Source organism: Arenimonas terrae (assembly GCF_006265115.1).
In the GTDB taxonomy this organism is placed as follows: Bacteria; Pseudomonadota; Gammaproteobacteria; order Xanthomonadales; family Xanthomonadaceae; genus Arenimonas; species Arenimonas terrae.
Map to the genome: position 1 here is coordinate 324,395 of NZ_SMDR01000001.1, position 16,713 is coordinate 341,107.

The following is a 16,713-nucleotide window of genomic DNA, read 5'->3' on the forward strand; positions in this document are numbered from 1 at the left end:
GCTCAGCCGCCGTCGCGCCAGCGTTCGACCGCGTCGACGAAGCGGTGCAGGTCGGCGTAGCGGTTGTACAGCGGCACCGGCGAGATGCGGATGACGTCCGGTTCGCGCCAGTCGCCGACGATGCCGCGGGTTTCCAGGTACTCGAACAGCTCGCGGCCGCGGGCACGTCCGCCGGCGACGCGCAGCGACAGCTGGCAGCCGCGCCGCGCCGGGTTGGACGGCGTCACCACGTCGAGGACGTCGGCGCAGCGGGCGGCGATCAGCGCCTCGAGGTGGGCGGTGAGTTTCTCCGACTTCGCGCGCAGGCGGTCCATGCCGGCCTCGGCGAACAGCTCCAGCGACACACGCAGCGGCGCCAGCGCCAGGATCGGCGGATTGCTCAGCTGCCAGCCGTCGGCGCCGGGCGTGGGCTGGAACTGCGGGCCCATGCGGAAGCGCGTGGCCTGGTCGTGCCCCCACCAGCCGGCGAAGCGCGGCCGCTCGGTGCGGGCGTGGCGTTCGTGCACGAAGGCACCGGCGACGGCGCCCGGGCCGGCATTGCAGTATTTGTAATGGCACCAGGCGGCGAAATCGACGCCGCTGTCGTGCAGCGCCAGGCGCAGGTTGCCGGCGCCGTGCGCCAGGTCGAATCCCACGACGCAGCCCTGCGCATGGCCCAGCCGCACGATCTCCTTCAGGTCGAAGGCCTGGCCGGTGCGGTACTGCACACCCGGCCACAGCACCAGGGCGATGCGGTGGCCGTGTTCGGCCAGCACGCGTTCGATCGCCGCCATCGAGATCGTGCCGCCGGGTTCGTCCGCCTCGAGTTCGATCAGGTCGGTGGCCGGGTCGAAACCGTGGAAACGGATCTGCGATTCGACGCCGTAGCGGTCGGACGGGAAGGCGCCGGCTTCGATCAGGATCGCCGGGCGCTCGCGCGTGGGCCGGTAGAAGCTGACCATCAGGAAGTGCAGGTTGGCGGTGAGCGAGTTCATCGCCACCACTTCCGAGGCCTGCGCGCCGACCAGCATGGCCAGGCCCTCGCGCACTTCGTTGTGGTAGGGCATCCAGGGGTGTTTGCCGCGGAAATGCGCCTCGACGCCCAGCGCGGCCCAGTCGTCGAGCTCCTGCACCAGGGCGGCGCGCACCGCGCGCGGCTGCAGGCCCAGCGAGTTGCCGCAGAAATAGGCCTGGTCCTCGCCGTGGTGCTGCGGGATGTGGAAACGGTCGCGGAAGTCGTACAGCGGGTCGGCGGCGTCCAGCGCCAGCGCCTGGTCCAGGGTCGGGCTCATTCGAACCTCGTGCGCGGCAGGCCCAGCCATTCCAGCGCGGTGCCGTGGTAAAGGCGGGCCTGTTCGGTTTCGGACAGCCCCATCGCGGCGATGCCGGCGCCCGGCACCTGTTCGCCCAGCGGGAAGGGATAGTCGGTGCCCAGCATCACCCGCGGCACGCCGACCGTGTCGAGCAGGTAGCGCAGGGCGCGGTTGTCGGCCACCCAGCTGTCGAAATAGAGCTGGTCGAGGTATTTGCGCGGGCTGTGCGGGTTGTCGGTGGCGACCAGGTCCGGGCGCATGTTGAAGCCGTGTTCGATGCGGCCAATGGTGTACGGGAAACTGCCGCCGCCGTGCGCCAGGCAGACCTTCAGCCGCGGGAACCGTTCCAGCACGCCGCCGAAGATCAGCGCGCAGGCCGCGCGGCTCTGTTCGGCCGGCATGCCCACCAGCCAGGGCATCCAGTACTTGGGCATGGACTCGCTGCCCATCATGTCCCAGGGGTGCACCAGGATGGCCGCGCCCAGGTCCTGCGCCGCCTCGAAGAAGGGCTGCAGTTCGGGCGCGTCCAGGTTCCAGTCGTTGATGTGCGAACCGATCTGCACGCCCTGCAGGCCCAGCTGGTCCATGCAGCGTTCGAGCTCGCGCATCGCCAGCTGCGGCGACTGCATCGGCACCGTGCCGATGCCGGCGTAATGGCGGCGGTGCTCGCGGCAGGCCTCGGCCATGTGGTCGTTCAGCGCCTCGTGCAGGGCCAGCGCCTCGTGCGCCTTGGCCCAGTAGCTGAACATGACCGGCACCGTGCTGATCACCTGCACCTGCACGCCGAACCTGGCGTAGTCGGCGATGCGTTCGGCCGGGTCCCAGGTCTTGGACCAGATCTCGCGGAAGAACTTGCCGTCCTTGTAGATGCGGGCGCGGCCGTCCTCGTGGTGGATCACCGGGAAGCGCGGGTCGCCGTACTTCTCGGCCAGGTTCGGCCAGGTCCTGGGCAGGTAATGGGCGTGGGTGTCGATCTTGAGCATGGGCGCCATTCTAGGCGGGATTGGCGCGGCTCGGCGCGGTCGGGTCCTATACTCGGCGCCACCCGCCCGCCCCGTGGAGCGACCCATGCGCCTTGCCTCGTCCAGCCTCCTGAGCCTGCTGCTGTGGGCATTGTCCGGCGCCGCGCTGGCGCAGGTGCCGACCCCGGCCGCACAGGCCTTCGAGCGCCTCAAGACCCTGCAGGGCGACTGGCAGGGGGCGTTCCCCGACGGCCGGCGGCACACCGTCAACTACCGGCTGTCGGCGGCGGGCACGGTGCTGGTCGAAACCTGGCAGCTCGGCCCGGGCCGGGAGTCGATGACCCTCTATCACCTCGACGGCGACCGCCTGCTGGCGACGCACTACTGCCCGCAGGGCAACCAGCCGCGGTTGCAGTGGGTGCCGGGACCGGACCCGGATGTGCAGCGCTTCGATTTCGTCGACGGCACCGGACTGGACCTGCCGGACCGCTCGCACCAGCACGCGTTCGTCACCCGGATAGGCGAGGGCACGTATTCGCGCAGTGAGACGTATGTGGGCAATCAGGCCACAGCGGATGAGCGCGCCGAAGCGGCCGCCGCGGCCGGAGCTGAAGCCGCCATCGTCTATACGCGTATCGAGTCATCCGGCGGCTGATCGGCCTCGGGCCTGCCGGCGGTCTTGCCGGTGCGGTTGCCGGGGGCGTCATCGGCGGCTGGCTGTTGCGCCAGCTCAGCAATGGCATGCCTTGGGCACGCCGGCGCGCTGGGCAGCTTCGCCGCGGGTTTCCTGCTGGTGTGGCTGGAAGGCCGCGGCCCCAGCGCGTTGACCCTGCGCGCCTTCCTGATCGTCGGCGTGCTCGGCGGCCTCACCACCTATTCGGCCCTGATGCTGGAGTGCCTGGTGATGGCGCGCGGGGCGAAGGCCGATGTGCTGGCGGGGTATCTCGGGCTGACGCTGGTAGGTGGGTTCGCGATGGTTTGGGTGGGGGCGCGTTTGGCAGACGTCGCCAAGACGGTTTGAGGCCCCGGCGAGGTAGAACGAAAACGTGTTTAAGGAGTCCAGAGCGATTCAGCGGTTAAACGATGGTTGATTGCCGTCGTTTTCTTTTGCGTCCAGATGAACATCACACCTGCTGTTATGCCGAGAGCAGCGTAGAGAGCAAGCGCCATGGTGACAGCCATTCCGCCAATCCAGTAGCCGATTACAAACCCTGACCCGGCTCCATAAAGCGCGGCTGACAGGATGGAGTCCATTCGAAACGCACGGGCAAGCATGAACCCAGGCACCCCGAGGGCAGCTACTGCGAAGAAACATCCCGGAAAGAGAGCGATCGTGTAGAGCACCACGTGCCCCAGCTTCCATGGTCCCCAGGTAGCCAACGAAAGAAGCAACGAAACCGACGATGCGGAGGCCGCTGAGGCAACTAGCGTGCTGAACACCAGCAGGCCGCAATTAGAGACCTTACTCACTGCAACCACATCCGCTGGCGCTGGAGATGATGTCGGACATTTGTGAGCCCCATATCAACTCGTTGGCAAGGTAGTTTGGAAGCGGTCCAAACGTAAGCGCTGGACTTTGAAGCGGGTTAAGTCCCTCGCCATACGTGTGCGCGACCCCGTTCCGAACAGTCCGCGCGGCGTATCCAGGTTCAAAAAACCCGTCGCTTCCCGCCATGTTTACGACGAGCGGATCGCCTGTAATCAGATCTTCTGTCAGATAGCTCGTCACTGGATTGCTCATTAGAGGGACAACGGCCGCATTGTTCGCCGTTCCTCCCGTGGTTGCCGGGCGGGGCCCGCCAGCATCTGGTGTGGGGCGGTTGATCAGCCCGTTCATCACCGAGGCTGGGTCTTTACATCCAATATTCCGGGTGACGTCATAACGATGATAGAGAAGAGCGTTTCGGACGCCATTCGAGTTGATGTGCTCGGGAAACCCCTTCGGAGTCGGGACCATGAACATAGGCCCGCCCGGATAGTGGCATAAGGTGTCCCCTCGGTGAGAGACGCAGTACTGACCTCTGGGGTCGAAGTTTACAGCCGGATTTCCTCCGGCATAGCCATAGGTCGAGGCTCCCCCCGCCAACCCAATTGGATCCGACTGCACATACCGCCCGGTGCCCGGATCGTAATCCCGGAAGTAGTTGTAGTGCAGCCCGGTCTCTTCGTCGAAGTACTGCCCGGGGTAGCGCAGGTTGAACGTGTAGGCGACGGTGTCGCCGTCCGGGTCTTCGTTCGCGGCATGGTCGCCGAACGCGCTGCCCGTCAGGTCCCAGCGCCAGACGACGGCGTTGGTGCCGGGATGTACGATGGCCCGCGGCGTGCCCAGGTGGTCGGTCAGCACGTACTGGTGGCTGCTGCCGGCATGGCTGCCCAGCACCGCCACCAGGGTGTCGTCGAGCCAGACGTATTCCTGGATCCGGGCGCCGGCGTCGTCGTATTCGCCCAGCAGGCGGCCGGCTTCGTCGTAAACGAAAGTGACATCGCCGCCGGTGACGGTGGGGTTGCGTTTGACCACCCGCTCGCCGCGGGCGTTGTAGCCGTATTCCCGGGTCAGCACGCCGCCGTCGGTGAGCTGGCTCATCCGGCCGCGGTCGTCGTAGGTGAAGACGCGGCTGGCGCCGACCGTCGTGGTGTTGCCGGCGGCGTCGTAGCCGCGGGCCGTGGCGCCGGTCTGGGTCAGGCGGTGGCTGGTGGTGGGGTAGGTGTAGGCCTCGGTCGTCCCGGCGGTTTTGCTCTGGCGGTTGCCGGTGGCGTCGTAGGTGAAGGCCTGGATCGGGGTGGCGCCATTCTTCAGCGCTTCGAGCCGGTCGAGGGCGTCGTAGTCGATGCTGCGCGTGGCGGTGCCGCCCCCGGCCAGCCGCTCGTCCAGCCCGGTGACATTGCCGACGGCGTCGAGGGTGTAGTCCAGGGCCAGGCCATCCACGGCGCTGTCGGCGATGGCCGCGATGCCGTAGTTGCCGTCGTAGGTCCTGTCCAGCGTGCGGCCGTTGCCGAAGGTCACCCCCGTCGCGGGCCCGAAGGGCAGGTAGTCCACGTCCGAGACCACGGTGACGGCCGCGCTGCCCGCCGTCGGCTGGGCCATCACGCCGGTGATGCGGCCGGCGGCATCGCGCTGGTAGGTGACGACGGCGCCGCTGGGGTAAGTCATCGCCACCAACCTGTTGGCGGCGTTGTGGGTGTAGCCGACGGTGGCGTCGGGCGTGCCCGTCACCGACTGCAGCTTGCGCACCACGTTGCCGCGGCGGTCGTAGCAGTAGGCCGTGCTGCCGCTGGGGTCGGTGAAGCCGGACAGGCGGCCGCTGGCGAAGGTCTCGCCGGGGACGCAGACGGTGGGTGCGGTGTCGTAGCTGAAGCCGATGTCCTGGCCGGGCGTGGGCAGGTCGAGGGCGGTCAGGCGGTTCAGGGCGTCGTAGCCGTAGATCGTCGTAATACCGCGGGCATCGGTCTGGCTGGCGCGGTTGCCGGCGGCGTCGTAGGTGTAGGTGGTGGTGCCGGTGTCCGGGCTGGCCAGCGTCACCAGGTCGCCCAGGCCGTTGTAGCCGTAGCTGGTGGTCAGGCCCTTGGGGTCGATCACGGCGGTGAGGTTGTCGCGGGCGTCGTACTGGAACTGGGTCTCGGCGCGCTCGGGACCGGTACCGCCGACATTGGCGATGCTGCGCTTGAGGCGGCCCAGCGGGTCGTAGTCGTGGTCGGTGGTGCGGCCGAAGGCGTCGGTGACCGTGTCCACTTGGCCCACCGCGTCGTAGGTGAAGTCGGTGGGCGTGGACAGCGCGTCGGCCAGGGTCTCGAGCTGGCCGAGCTGGTCGTAGACGCGGCTGAGGCTGTGCCTGAGCACGTTGCCGGCGTCGCGGGTCTCTTCGCTGATGCGGTGGCCGGCGCCGTCGAGCGTGTAGCTGACGGTATTGCCGAAGTTGTCTTCGATGCCGGTCAGGCGATGGGCCTGGTCGTAGCTGAACTCGACGAAGGCGCCGTCGGGCTGGGTGACCTTGGTGACCTGGCCGACGTTGTCGTAGTCCAGCCGGGTGATGGCGTCGTCGGCCTCGGTGCCGTTGTCGGCGCCGCGGACCTTGCGGGCGGTGAGCCAGCCGCGGACGTTGTATTCCAGATCCGTCACGATGCCGTTGGCATCGACGACCTGGAGCGGCCGGCCGGCCAGGTCGTAGCGGCTGTAGGTCGTCACCGCGCCCGTGGCGTCGGTGACCCGGTACAGGTCGCCCTTGCGGTGGCAGGCGCCGCCGGTGCTGCAGCCTGTCAGGTCGTCCGCGCTGCGGTACTCGAAGCTGGCGGTGTCGGCCACATCGGTGCGGGGCCCATCCATCGATTTCAGCAGGCCGAGGATGGGGCAGGTGCTGTTGGGGGCGGCCACGTCGGTGGCGTCGCAGTAGGCATACAGGGTCTGTCGAACGCCGCTGGGCGCGGACGCCAAGCTTCCGCAGACGTAGCTGGCATTTGCCGAGTCGGGATCAATGGCGCAGGAGGCGCGGATCTGTCCGGCAGCTTCGTAGGCCGCAGTTAGCAGGGATTCGGTGTCGAAAACTCCGGCGACCTTACTCTGGACCTCAGTAGATATGATCCGGTGCCTGGCGTCACGCGCCATGAGCCTGCGACGCTCGCTCTCTAGGTTGACCGATTCCGTCACGGAGTTCGTGTAGGTGTCTGCGTATCCGAACGTGGTCGTTGTTCCATCCGCCTCCGTTAGCGACAACAATCTCGCCGTGCTGTCGTACGTCTTCTCCACTTCACCATCGCCATCGGTTCGTGAAAGCGTGCGTCGTGTACGGTGCGAAGAGAACGTGTAATCGACCGATTCCCCGGTCGCGCGGGTGACCGTCGCCGCGAAGCCGCCGGTATAGGCGACGGTCGTCATATCGTGCGTCGGAGATCCAGGATTCCCGGTGTTGAGTCGACTTAGAATCGCCCGGCCACGGTTGTCGTACCCGAATGTCGCCATTCGGTTTCCGCGTTCATCGGTGATGCCTGTCAGGTGGTGTTTGAATCCCGCCGGCGCCAGGCCGGTTTCGCCATAGTGATAAACGCGCACGCTTCCATCGGGGCGCTCGACCGATGTCAGGTTGCCGTTGGCGTCGTAGCCATACAGCGTCTCTTCGCCCATGTCCGTACGCGTCGCGAGCAAGCGGCTTCCGGGGTCGTAAAGCAAGGTCAGCGCCCGGCCCTTCGCGTCGGTGATCGTGGTCAGGCGTCCCATGCCGTCGTAGGCCAGAGTCACCGCATTGGCCAGGTCGTCGGGATGATAGACGCGCGTCAGATTCCCGTCGTAGTCGAACTCCTTGGTTGACCCGTCGGGTTCGATCAGGCGATAACCGCCCCCGAAGTCCCGAAGAACCTTGTCCGGATTTGTCTCGGATCGGAAGATTCCGGTCGCAACGCTCCGGAAGAAGTCGTAGTAGCCTCGGTCGCTGTACAGAGTCTTCGGGTTGCGCTCGGCATAAAGCTTGTCGGTGTAGGAGTGTTGCCATCCGGGGGCGAGCGTGCGCATCGGATCGGACGTCCCCGAGATGTCAATGGTCCGGGTCGGATCTTCCTGTTGAAGCGAGTGGTAGCTACGACCGAATTCCCTTCCAGCGAAAACGAAGTCCGTCTCGAACCGGGCTTTGTCCCCTGTGCCTGGATACACGGGGTTGCAGTTGCCGGGCTCGCAGGCCACCTGAAGAACGGTCGAGTCGATATAGGGCTTGGCAGCGGTGGACCGGCACATCTGGTGCGGCGCCACCTCGTTGTTCCCGTCGCTGTAAGCCGGGGCCTTGCCGGAGCGGGCAACCATGCCGGAAGGGCAGGTCATGCTGGCTTCCATCGACATCCAGTCTTCGTGATGATTCGGTTCGTCGTCATCACCGCAGGTCATGTCGAACTCCATCAGTCGCTTGTGTTCAGTGCTGGGAAACGTGTATTGGATCCGCGCCGACTGAGGATGGCCGGAGTACTGGCTCACGGTGTGATATGGGCTGGCGTACGACCCCGTTGCGTAGTAGGGGGTGATAGTGCAGGTGGGATATGCCTGCTGGTAGTGCGCAAACTTTCCAGCCATCATTTCTGCTTCGTTGGCGCACCGGGTGGGGTCCGCCGAGCTGGGGGCGCATATTCCTTGCGCGGGCCCCCAGCCGCCAATCGTGTATGACGGCTCCGAGATGACCTGGGGCGGCTGATACGGGACAGAGTAGGTCGTCCTCAGGACGGTTGAGGCACCGTAGTTGATCACCCGGGTGGACTCTGGCTGAAGAAGTGAGCCATGCGGATGGCTGGCGCGCATGGCAGATACTGCTTCATCGCGACTGTCGTAAACGCCGCCATTGAAGGAATAAGACCAGATGTCCTGCGCCGCTACGGTCGGATTCAAGAGAAGCCAGGCCGCGAGAATCTGGAAGGCGATGACGACGCTATGGGCGCCAAAACGGAAGCGTTTCGAGAGGAGGTTCATCGGATTCCTGGTTCCGGGGCTCAATACAAGCAAGTATGTCGGGCGACGGATAAAACTGGGGCATAGCGTTCCGCAATCGCGCGAGCTCAGCTGCGCGACTTCCGGGTAACGGACGTGTCCCCAGATACCGGACAGCGGATCAGGCCCCTGGCTCGCGGTTTTGTGACCGTGTTCTCAGATGTTCAGTCCGCCTTCTTTGCTGGGGCGGAACGCCGACGAAGTGGAGGGCGACTGCGGCTTCGTCAGCCCTGGAACTTCGCCGGCGCCGGGTTCAGGTGGCCGCAGGCGGTGCAGGTGCGGAGTTCGGCGGAGCGGTAGAAGCGCTCGAAGACCGCCGGGAACTGGGTCTCGATGTCCTCGAGGGCGAAGAACTCCGAGTACAGCGGGTGGTTGCACTTCTCGCAGTACCACAGCAGCCCGTCCTTCTCGTGCGGCAGGCGCTTGCGTTCGATCACCAGGCCGATGCCGCCGGCCAGACGCTGCGGCGAGTGCGGCACGCGCGGTGGCAGGTAGAAGACCTCGCCGGCCCTGATCGGGATGTCGCGCACGGCGCCGTCCTCCTGGATCTTCAGCACCATCTCGCCCTCGAGCTGGTAGAAGAATTCCGGGCCTTCGTCGTGGTGGTAGTCGGTGCGGGCGTTCGGGCCGCCGACGATCATCACGATGAAATCGCCGTCGACGATGCACTTGTTGGCCACCGGCGGCTTGAGCAGGTGCCGGTGCTCGTCGATCCACTGCTGCAGGTTGAAGGCGGGGGTGAGCATGTCAGCGTGACTCCGGGAAGGCCGCCACGCATTTGAGCTCGATCGCGATCGGCGTGGGCAGGGCGGTGATGCCCAGCGTGGTGCGGCAGGGCGCCTTGTTGACGTCGGGGAAATATTCGGCCCAGACGCCGTTGTAGGCGTGGAAATCGCTCTGCATGTCGGTCAGGTAGACGGTGACGTCCACCAGCCAGTCCCAGCGGCAGTGGCTGGCCTCGAGCACGGCGCGCACGTTGGCGAACACCGAATGGCACTGGGTCACGATGTCGTAGTCCACAAGCCGGCCGGCGGCGTTGTAGACGTTGCCGGGAATCTCGTTGGTGCCGGGCGTGCGCGGCCCGATGCCGGAGAGGAACAGCAGGTTGCCGACCCGGCGCGCGTGCGGATAGCGCCCGACGGGAAGCGGCGCACCGCTGGCGTGGATGATCTCGCTCACCGGTCGTCCTTGAGTTTGCCGCGGATGTGGTCCATCGCCATGCCGTAGGCGACCGGCAGCTCGTCGTTGGAATCCACGCCCATGCCCAGCTCGCGGACGCGGCCGTCGAGCAGGGAATAGACCCATGCGTGCACGCTCAGTTTCTGGCCGCGGGCCCAGGCGTCCTGGACGATGGTCGTCTGGCAGACGTTGACGACCTGCTCGACCACGTTCAGCTCGCACAGGCGCGCATGCCGCAGCGATTCGAGCTCGACTTCCGCCAGCAGGGCTGCGTGCTTGTGGCCGACGTCGGCGACGTGGCGCAGCCAGTTGTCGGCCAGGCCGACGCGGGTGCCGGTCAGGGCCGCATGCACGCCGCCGCAGCCGTAGTGGCCGACCACCAGGATGTGTTCGACCTTGAGCACGTCCACCGCGAACTGGATCGTGCTCAGGCAATTGAGGTCGGTGTGCACGACCACGTTGGCGACGTTGCGGTGCACGAACACTTCGCCCGGCTGCAGGCCGGTGATCTGGTTGGCCGGCACGCGCGAGTCCGAACAGCCGATCCACAGGTACTTCGGCGCCTGCAGCTGCGAGAGGCGCTTGAAGAACTGCGGGTCCTCGGCGCGCACCCTGGCGGCCCATTCGCGGTTCCTGTCGAGCAGTTCCTTCAGTGGCATCGGATCATCCCAGGTCGATGGTGACGTTCTTGGCTTCGGTGAAGAAGCGCAGGGCTTCCCAGCCGCCTTCGCGGCCCAGTCCCGACTGCTTCACGCCGCCGAAGGGCGTGCGCAGGTCGCGGTTCATCCAGGTGTTGACCCAGACCACGCCGGCTTCGATGCGGTCGGCGAGGCGGTGCGCGCGGCCCAGGTCCGAGGTCCAGAGGCTGGCGGCCAGGCCGTAGGGCACGGCATTGGCCAGGGCCAGCGCTTCGTCCTCGGTGTCGAAGGCCTGCAGCGTGACGACGGGGCCGAAGATCTCTTCGGTATTGGTGCGGCAATCCGGGCCCAGCCCCTCGATCACGGTCGGGGCGATGAACCAGCCGTCGGCGCAGCGGCCGGCGGGTTGCACCGCGTCGCCGCCGCAGAGCACCCGGCCGCCTTCGGCCTTCGCCAGCGCGATGCAGGCCATCACCTTGTCGAAGTGCGGTTTCGAGACGACGGGGCCGGTGGTGGTGGCGGGGTCCTGCGGATCGCCGACCACCAGCGCCTTGGCTCGCGCCACCAGCGCGTCGCGGAACTCGCCGTAATAACCGCGCTCGACCAGGAGGCGCGAGCCGCACAGGCAGATCTGCCCGGAGTTGAGGAAGGCCGAGCGCACGACGGTGTCGAGCAGCTTCGCCTTCGGCGCGTCGGCGAACACCAGGGTCGGGTTCTTGCCGCCCAGTTCGAGCGAGGTTTTCTTCAGCGAACGCGCGCAGCTCTCCGCGATGCGCGTGCCCACCGCCGTGCTGCCGGTGAAGCTGATCGCCTTGACCTGGGGGTGGTCCACCAGCGCCTGGCCGACGGCGGCGCCGCGGCCCTGCACGATGTTGAACACGCCGGGCGGAAAACCGATCTCGCGCGCGACTTCGCCCAGCATCCACGCCGTCACCGGCGTCACTTCCGAGGGTTTGCCGACCACGCAGTTGCCCGCGGCCAGGGCCGGCGCGAACTTCCAGGTGAACAGGTACAGCGGCAGGTTCCAGGGGCTGATCACGCCGACCACGCCCAGCGGCTGGCGCAGGGTGTAGTTGACGATGCCCGGCGCCGAATGCGATTCGCTGGCGAACTGGGTGGCGGCGGCGGCGAAGAAGCGCAGGTTGCTGACCGCGCGCGGGATGTCGAGGTTGCGCGCCAGCGCCAGCGGCTTGCCCACGTCCCGCGATTCGGCGGCGGCGAACTCATCCAGGCGCGCCTCCAGCGCATCGGCCAGGCGTTCGATCCAGGCGGCGCGGTCGCTGGCGGGCAGGGCCGACCAGGCCGGGAAGGCCTGCCGCGCGGCTGCGACGGCGGCCGCCACGTCGTCGGCGTCGCCGTCCGGGCACTGCGCGTAAGCCTGGCCGGTGGCCGGTTCGAAGACATCGAGCCAGGCGCCGCGTGTAGCGGTCACCGCTTGGCCGCCGATCAGATGGGATAGCCGCAGGCTCATGCCGCCAAGCTTAACCGCCGTCGCGCCCGTACGGACAGGTTCGGCCTGGCCATTCAGCGCTGGCAGAGCGGGCACCAGTAGAGCCGCCGGCCACCGAGTTCGTGCCGCACAACCAGGTCGCCGCAGCGCGGGCAGGGCTGGCCTTCGCGGTCGAAGACCTGGAAGCGGAAACCGGCCGGCGTGTCGGTGAGGTAGTCGCTGCGCATGCCCGCCGCCGGTTCGATGCCGCGGGTTCGGTAGCTGGCGCGCGGCACGTCGAGCAGGGCCTTGGCCAGGCGCTGGCGTTCGACCGCCGACAGGTCGGCCGGGCGCCGCTGCGGCGCGATACCGGCGGTGAACAGCACCTCCGAGCGCAGGTAGTTGCCCATGCCGGCCAGGAAGGCCTGGTCCAGCAGCAGGGCGACCAGCGAGCGGCCGGCGAAACGCGGCTCCTGCAGCCGCTTGGCCACGGCCGCGGGTTTGAGCGCCGGGTCGAGCACGTCGGGGCCGAGCTTCGAGAGGAAGGGATGACGTTCGAGCTCGGCGGTTTTCCACATCTGCACCTCGGACGCGGAATACAGCAGGATCGCGCTGGCCTCGGTCTCGAGCGCCACGCGCAGCGAGCGGCCGCTGTCGGGCCGCGGCCCGGCCGGCGCGATGGTCCAGACGCCGTAGAGCTGGTTGTGCGAATACAGCGTCAGCCCGTGCTCGAAATGGGTCAGCAGGGCCTTGCCGTGCGGCGCGATCGCGGTGATGCGGCGCCCGACCAGGTCGCGCTGGTAGCGCTTGAGTTCGGGGAAGTGGAACCAGGCGGCGGTGAGCGGCCGGCCGACCACGGCGGCCGCCAGCTGGTCGGCGGTGCGGCGGATTTCAGGACCTTCGGGCATGGCGACAGGATGACGGCGGCTGCGTGCAGGCCGCGTGCAGTCAGCCGCGGATGGGCGGCACGGCCTGCGGTTCGTGGTACTCGAAACCCAGGGATCCGTTTTCGACCCGGGCGACCCGCGCGTCCACGACCACCGCCGGGCCGGGCTCCTCGAAGAACACCAGCTGCACGATCTCGGCGACGTCCAGCACGCAGTCGGCGGGCCGGAACAGCCCGCAGCCGCCTTCGGACAGGTCCTTGACCTCGCCCAGCCAGGCCTGCGGCCCGCGGATGACCATGACCCGGGCCGCGTAGGGCACGCGGTCGGAAAAACGATGATCGCTGGCGGCCATGTCCGGACCTCAGAGCGAGCGGGTGCGGCCGCCGTCGACCGGCAGGTTGATGCCGTTGACGTAGCCGGCGGCCGGCGAGGCGAGGAACGCCACCGCGGCGGCGATCTCCGCGGGTTCCGCGAAGCGGCCGGCCGGCACGGTGGCCAGCATGCCCCTGGCGACGTCGTCGGCGGACTTGCCGGTGGCCGCCGCGCGTTCGGCCAGGATCTGGTCCAGGCGCTGGGTGCGGGTGTAGCCGGGCAGCACGTTGTTGACGGTGATGCCGTAGGGCGCGAGCTCGCTCGACAGCGTCTTGGCCCAGCCGGCGACCGCGCCGCGGATCGTGTTGGACACGCCCAGGTTGGCGATCGGCTCCTTCACCGAGGTCGAGATGATGTTGACGATGCGGCCCCAGCCGGCGGCCTTCATGCCCGGCAGCACCGCCTGCACCAGCACCTGGCCGGCGACCAGGTGCTGGCGGAACACGTTGACGTAGTCCTCGGGCGCGGCGGCATGCGCCGGGCCGCCGGGCGGGCCGGCGGTGTTGTTCACCAGGATGTGCACCGGGTACTTGGCGCACAGCGCCGTCACCGCGTTGGCCAGGGCAGCGGCGTCGGAAACATCGGCGGCGACGTGGCGGTGCTGCTGGTCCGGATGCGGGCGGGGCAGGGCGGCGGCCACTTCGGCCAGGCGCTCGGCGCGGCGGGCCAGCACGGTGACGTCGGCGCCCAGGGCGGCCAGCGCTTCGGCCGAGGCGCGGCCGATGCCTTCCGAGCCGCCGCAGACCAGGGCGTGTTTTCCGCGCAGATCGGCAGTCATGGTCTCAGCTTCCTTGTTCGCGCCGGTGCAGGCGCTCGGTCATCAGGGTGGCGATCTCGCGGTCGGCCTCGCGCGGGCTGGCCGCCAGCGCGGCGGCGGCCTTGCGCACGTTCGCTTCGGGGTGGTTCTGGCTGAGCTTGAACTTCAGTTCCACCGCCGTCACCGCCAGGCGGAAACCGACGATGCCCCGGAGCTGGGTGACGTGCGCGGCGTTGTCGGGTTCGTAGCGCCAGTCGCTGCCGACCGCCGCTTCGTGCCGTTCGCTCAGGTCGGCGACGACGGCGGCCAGGAAATCCGGTTCCTCATGGACCTCCAGCGTGCCCGAAAGGTGGGCGACGGCGTAGTTCCAGGTCGGCACGCGCGCCTGCGCGACCTTGTCGGTGTACCAGCCGGGCGACACATAGGCGTGCGGCCCATGCACGATCGCCAGCGCCGGGCCCGTATGCCGCCACTGCGGGTTGGCGCGCGACCAGTGGCCCCGCAGCTCGATCGTGTCGCCATCGCGCCGGTACAGCACCGGCAGGTGACTGACGAAGGGCAGGCCGTCGGCGACCGTGACCAGGGTGGCGAAGGCGTCGCGCGCCATCAGCCGGTCCAGTCCGGCGAGTTCGGTCTCGGCGAAATGGCGGGGCGTGTACATCTCAGTCGCGGCCGGTCAGCGGGTTCTTGAGCGGCTGGATCATGTGCTCGCGCAGTTCCTCGTCGTCCTCGCCGCGCGGCGGCTCGATCTCCTCGAGGTCCAGGCCCCAGGCCTCGGCGTCGTCCGCGTCCATGCCCTCCAGCGCGCGGAAATCGGCGTCCAGCAGCTGGGCGCGGGCGATGTCCTCGCTTTCGTAGATGTTGATGCGGCCGTCGCAGTCGAAGACCTCGGCCACGCCGCTGTCGAGCACGCGCAGGCGCGACCAGACCAGCATGCGCGGCAGCACCGCCAGCCACCATTGTTCGCGGCGGCCTTCGCCGGGATTCGTTTCGTCGTGTTCGCTCATCGGGTGATCCTTACTGCAGTGCGATCAGGGCGATCACGCCGGCCGCGCCGGCCAGGGTGAGCCAGCCGCTGCCGGCGGTGATGCCGCCGAAAAAATCCAGGTTCTTGTCGCCGGCCGCGCGGTGCCGCCACCGCATCAGCCACCAGCTGTAGCCCCAGCCGCCGTCCTCGGTGCCCGGGGCGAAGTTGATGCCCCGGTCCAGCTGGTGCCGGTAGGCCAGCACGCGGAAACCGAAATGCGCCGGCCCCGCCGAACCGGCCAGGCCCAGGAACAGGAACAGCAGCAGCGAGCCGGCGCCGGTGCCCACGGCCTCAGAACGTCGCCTGGCCGGGCGCGCGCGGGTAGGGGATGGCGTCGCGGATGTTGGACAGGCCGCAGACGTAGACCACCAGGCGCTCGAAGCCCAGGCCGAAGCCGGCGTGCGGCACGGTGCCGTAGCGGCGGAAGTCGCGGTACCAGCCGTAGTGTTCCGGGTCCAGGCCGAACTGCGCCATGCGCTTGTCCAGCACGTCCAGCCGCTCCTCGCGCTGGCTGCCGCCGATGATCTCGCCGATGCCCGGGGCCAGCACGTCCATCGCGGCGACGGTGCGGCCGTCGTCGTTCAGGCGCATGTAGAAGGCCTTGATCTGCTCCGGGTAGTTCATCACCACCACCGGGCGGCCGACGTGCTGTTCGGTCAGCCAGCGCTCGTGTTCGGTCTGCAGGTCCAGGCCCCATTCGACCGGGAAGTCGAACTTCTGGCCGGATTTCTGCAGCAGCGACACCGCCTCGCTGTAGTCGATGCGCTCGAAGGGCGCGTTGACGAAGGCCTCCAGCTTGCTGATCGCGGTCTTGTCCACGCGTTCGGCGATGAAGGCCAGGTCGTCCAAACGCTCGGCCAGCACGGCCTTGAACAGGTACTTCAGGAAGGCCTCGGCCAGGTTGGCGTCGTCGTTGAGGTCGGCGAAGGCGATCTCCGGTTCGATCATCCAGAACTCGGCGAGATGGCGCGTGGTGTGCGAGTTCTCGGCGCGGAAGGTCGGGCCGAAGGTGTAGACCTTGCTCAGCGCCAGGCAGTAGGCCTCGACATTGAGCTGGCCGGAGACGGTGAGGAAGGTCTCCTTGCCGAAGAAGTCCTTGCTGAAATCCACGCCGCCCTTGGCGTCGCGCGGCAGGTTGGCCAGGTCGAGCGTGGAGACGCGGAACATCTGGCCCGCGCCCTCGGCGTCGGACGTGGTCACGATCGGGGTGCTGATCCAGTAGAAGCCCTGCTCGTGGAAGAAGCGGTGCACCGCCTGGGCCAGGCAGTGGCGGATGCGCGTGACCGCGCCGAACAGGTTGGTGCGCGGACGCAGGTGGGCGACTTCGCGCAGGAACTCCAGCGAGTGCGGCTTGGGCTGGATGGGGTAGGTTTCCGGGTCCTCGACCCAGCCGCACACTTCGACGGCCGTGGCCTGGATCTCGAATTTCTGGCCCTTGCCCTGGGACGGCGCCAGGGTGCCGGTGACGATGACGGAGCAGCCGGCCGAGAGCTTCTTCACCTCGGTCTCGAAGTTGGCCAGGGCCTCGGTGGCCACCGCCTGGATCGGGTCGAAGCACGAGCCGTCGCTGACGTTGACGAAGTTCAGCGCGCTCGAGGCCCGGTTGGTGCGGACCCAGCCGCGGACGGTGACTTCGCTGCCCGGGGCGATCGACCCCGAAAGCGCCTGCTGGACGCTGACCACTGCCATGCCTTGAATCCCTGCCCGGACGGG

At 67.9% G+C, this 16,713-nt stretch carries 17 protein-coding genes; 2 read left to right on the forward strand and 15 right to left on the reverse strand.

The annotated features are described in order from the left end of the window. Positions 1-2 precede the first annotated feature (2 nt). Positions 3-1,271 (reverse strand): kynureninase, encoded by a 1,269-nt coding sequence (gene kynU / locus E1B00_RS01505; RefSeq protein ID WP_139444924.1) that lies wholly within the window; start codon positions 1,269-1,271, stop codon positions 3-5. Further along, complete coding sequence (locus E1B00_RS01510) at positions 1,268-2,275, reverse strand: amidohydrolase family protein (protein WP_139444926.1); 1,008 nt, start codon at positions 2,273-2,275, stop codon at positions 1,268-1,270. The genes kynU and E1B00_RS01510 overlap by 4 nt, the downstream gene beginning before the upstream one ends. 85 nt (positions 2,276-2,360) lie before the next feature. On the opposite strand from E1B00_RS01510, the gene E1B00_RS01515 reads away from it, so the two are divergent. Together E1B00_RS01515 and E1B00_RS01520 are read left to right on the forward strand one after the other, a co-directional pair. Continuing rightward, positions 2,361-2,909, forward strand: coding sequence for a hypothetical protein (locus E1B00_RS01515; protein WP_139444929.1), 549 nt, complete (start codon positions 2,361-2,363; stop codon positions 2,907-2,909). 81 nt (positions 2,910-2,990) lie between these two features. Further along, the gene (locus E1B00_RS01520) at positions 2,991-3,275 is read left to right on the forward strand and encodes a CrcB family protein (RefSeq protein ID WP_139444931.1); all 285 of its coding nucleotides are present in this window, start codon (positions 2,991-2,993) and stop codon (positions 3,273-3,275) included. Between the two features lie 29 nt (positions 3,276-3,304). Here E1B00_RS01520 and E1B00_RS01525 read toward each other — a convergent pair whose 3' ends face one another. From E1B00_RS01525 to asnS, 13 genes are all read right to left on the reverse strand, one after another. Further along, the gene (locus E1B00_RS01525) at positions 3,305-3,508 is read right to left on the reverse strand and encodes a hypothetical protein (RefSeq protein WP_139444933.1); all 204 of its coding nucleotides are present in this window, start codon (positions 3,506-3,508) and stop codon (positions 3,305-3,307) included. A gap of 208 nt (positions 3,509-3,716) precedes the next feature. Continuing rightward, positions 3,717-8,693 (reverse strand): RHS repeat-associated core domain-containing protein, encoded by a 4,977-nt coding sequence (locus E1B00_RS01530; RefSeq protein WP_139444935.1) that lies wholly within the window; start codon positions 8,691-8,693, stop codon positions 3,717-3,719. 242 nt (positions 8,694-8,935) lie between these two features. Then, complete coding sequence (locus tag E1B00_RS01535) at positions 8,936-9,457, reverse strand: 3-hydroxyanthranilate 3,4-dioxygenase (RefSeq protein ID WP_139444936.1); 522 nt, start codon at positions 9,455-9,457, stop codon at positions 8,936-8,938. Position 9,458: 1 nt separating this feature from the next. After that, entirely contained in the window at positions 9,459-9,890 is a 432-nt protein-coding gene (locus E1B00_RS01540; protein WP_176693066.1) for a RidA family protein, read from the reverse strand. Continuing rightward, positions 9,887-10,549, reverse strand: a complete 663-nt coding sequence (gene can / locus E1B00_RS01545) for a carbonate dehydratase (protein ID WP_139444939.1) — start codon at positions 10,547-10,549, stop codon at positions 9,887-9,889. Before can ends, E1B00_RS01540 begins: the two co-directional genes overlap by 4 nt. 4 nt (positions 10,550-10,553) lie before the next feature. Next, on the reverse strand, positions 10,554-11,999 hold the full coding sequence (locus E1B00_RS01550) for an aldehyde dehydrogenase (RefSeq protein WP_139444942.1): 1,446 nt from the start codon (positions 11,997-11,999) through the stop codon (positions 10,554-10,556). A 53-nt stretch (positions 12,000-12,052) separates the two neighbouring features. After that, the gene (gene nei, locus E1B00_RS01555; protein WP_139444944.1) at positions 12,053-12,865 is read right to left on the reverse strand and encodes an endonuclease VIII; all 813 of its coding nucleotides are present in this window, start codon (positions 12,863-12,865) and stop codon (positions 12,053-12,055) included. A 40-nt stretch (positions 12,866-12,905) separates the two neighbouring features. Beyond that, positions 12,906-13,196, reverse strand: coding sequence for a PilZ domain-containing protein (locus E1B00_RS01560; RefSeq protein WP_139444945.1), 291 nt, complete (start codon positions 13,194-13,196; stop codon positions 12,906-12,908). A 9-nt stretch (positions 13,197-13,205) separates the two neighbouring features. Then, positions 13,206-13,994, reverse strand: a complete 789-nt coding sequence (locus E1B00_RS01565) for an SDR family oxidoreductase (RefSeq protein WP_139444947.1) — start codon at positions 13,992-13,994, stop codon at positions 13,206-13,208. A gap of 4 nt (positions 13,995-13,998) precedes the next feature. After that, entirely contained in the window at positions 13,999-14,634 is a 636-nt protein-coding gene (locus tag E1B00_RS01570; RefSeq protein WP_139444949.1) for an FMN-binding negative transcriptional regulator, read from the reverse strand. 1 nt (position 14,635) lies between these two features. Further along, positions 14,636-14,980 carry a hypothetical protein gene (locus E1B00_RS01575; protein WP_139444951.1) on the reverse strand — a complete coding sequence of 115 codons (345 nt, stop codon included), beginning with the start codon at positions 14,978-14,980 and terminating at the stop codon, positions 14,636-14,638. A gap of 10 nt (positions 14,981-14,990) precedes the next feature. Continuing rightward, on the reverse strand, positions 14,991-15,287 hold the full coding sequence (locus tag E1B00_RS01580; RefSeq protein ID WP_139444953.1) for a hypothetical protein: 297 nt from the start codon (positions 15,285-15,287) through the stop codon (positions 14,991-14,993). A 4-nt stretch (positions 15,288-15,291) separates the two neighbouring features. Continuing rightward, positions 15,292-16,689, reverse strand: coding sequence for an asparagine--tRNA ligase (gene asnS / locus E1B00_RS01585; protein ID WP_139444955.1), 1,398 nt, complete (start codon positions 16,687-16,689; stop codon positions 15,292-15,294). Positions 16,690-16,713 lie beyond the last annotated feature (24 nt).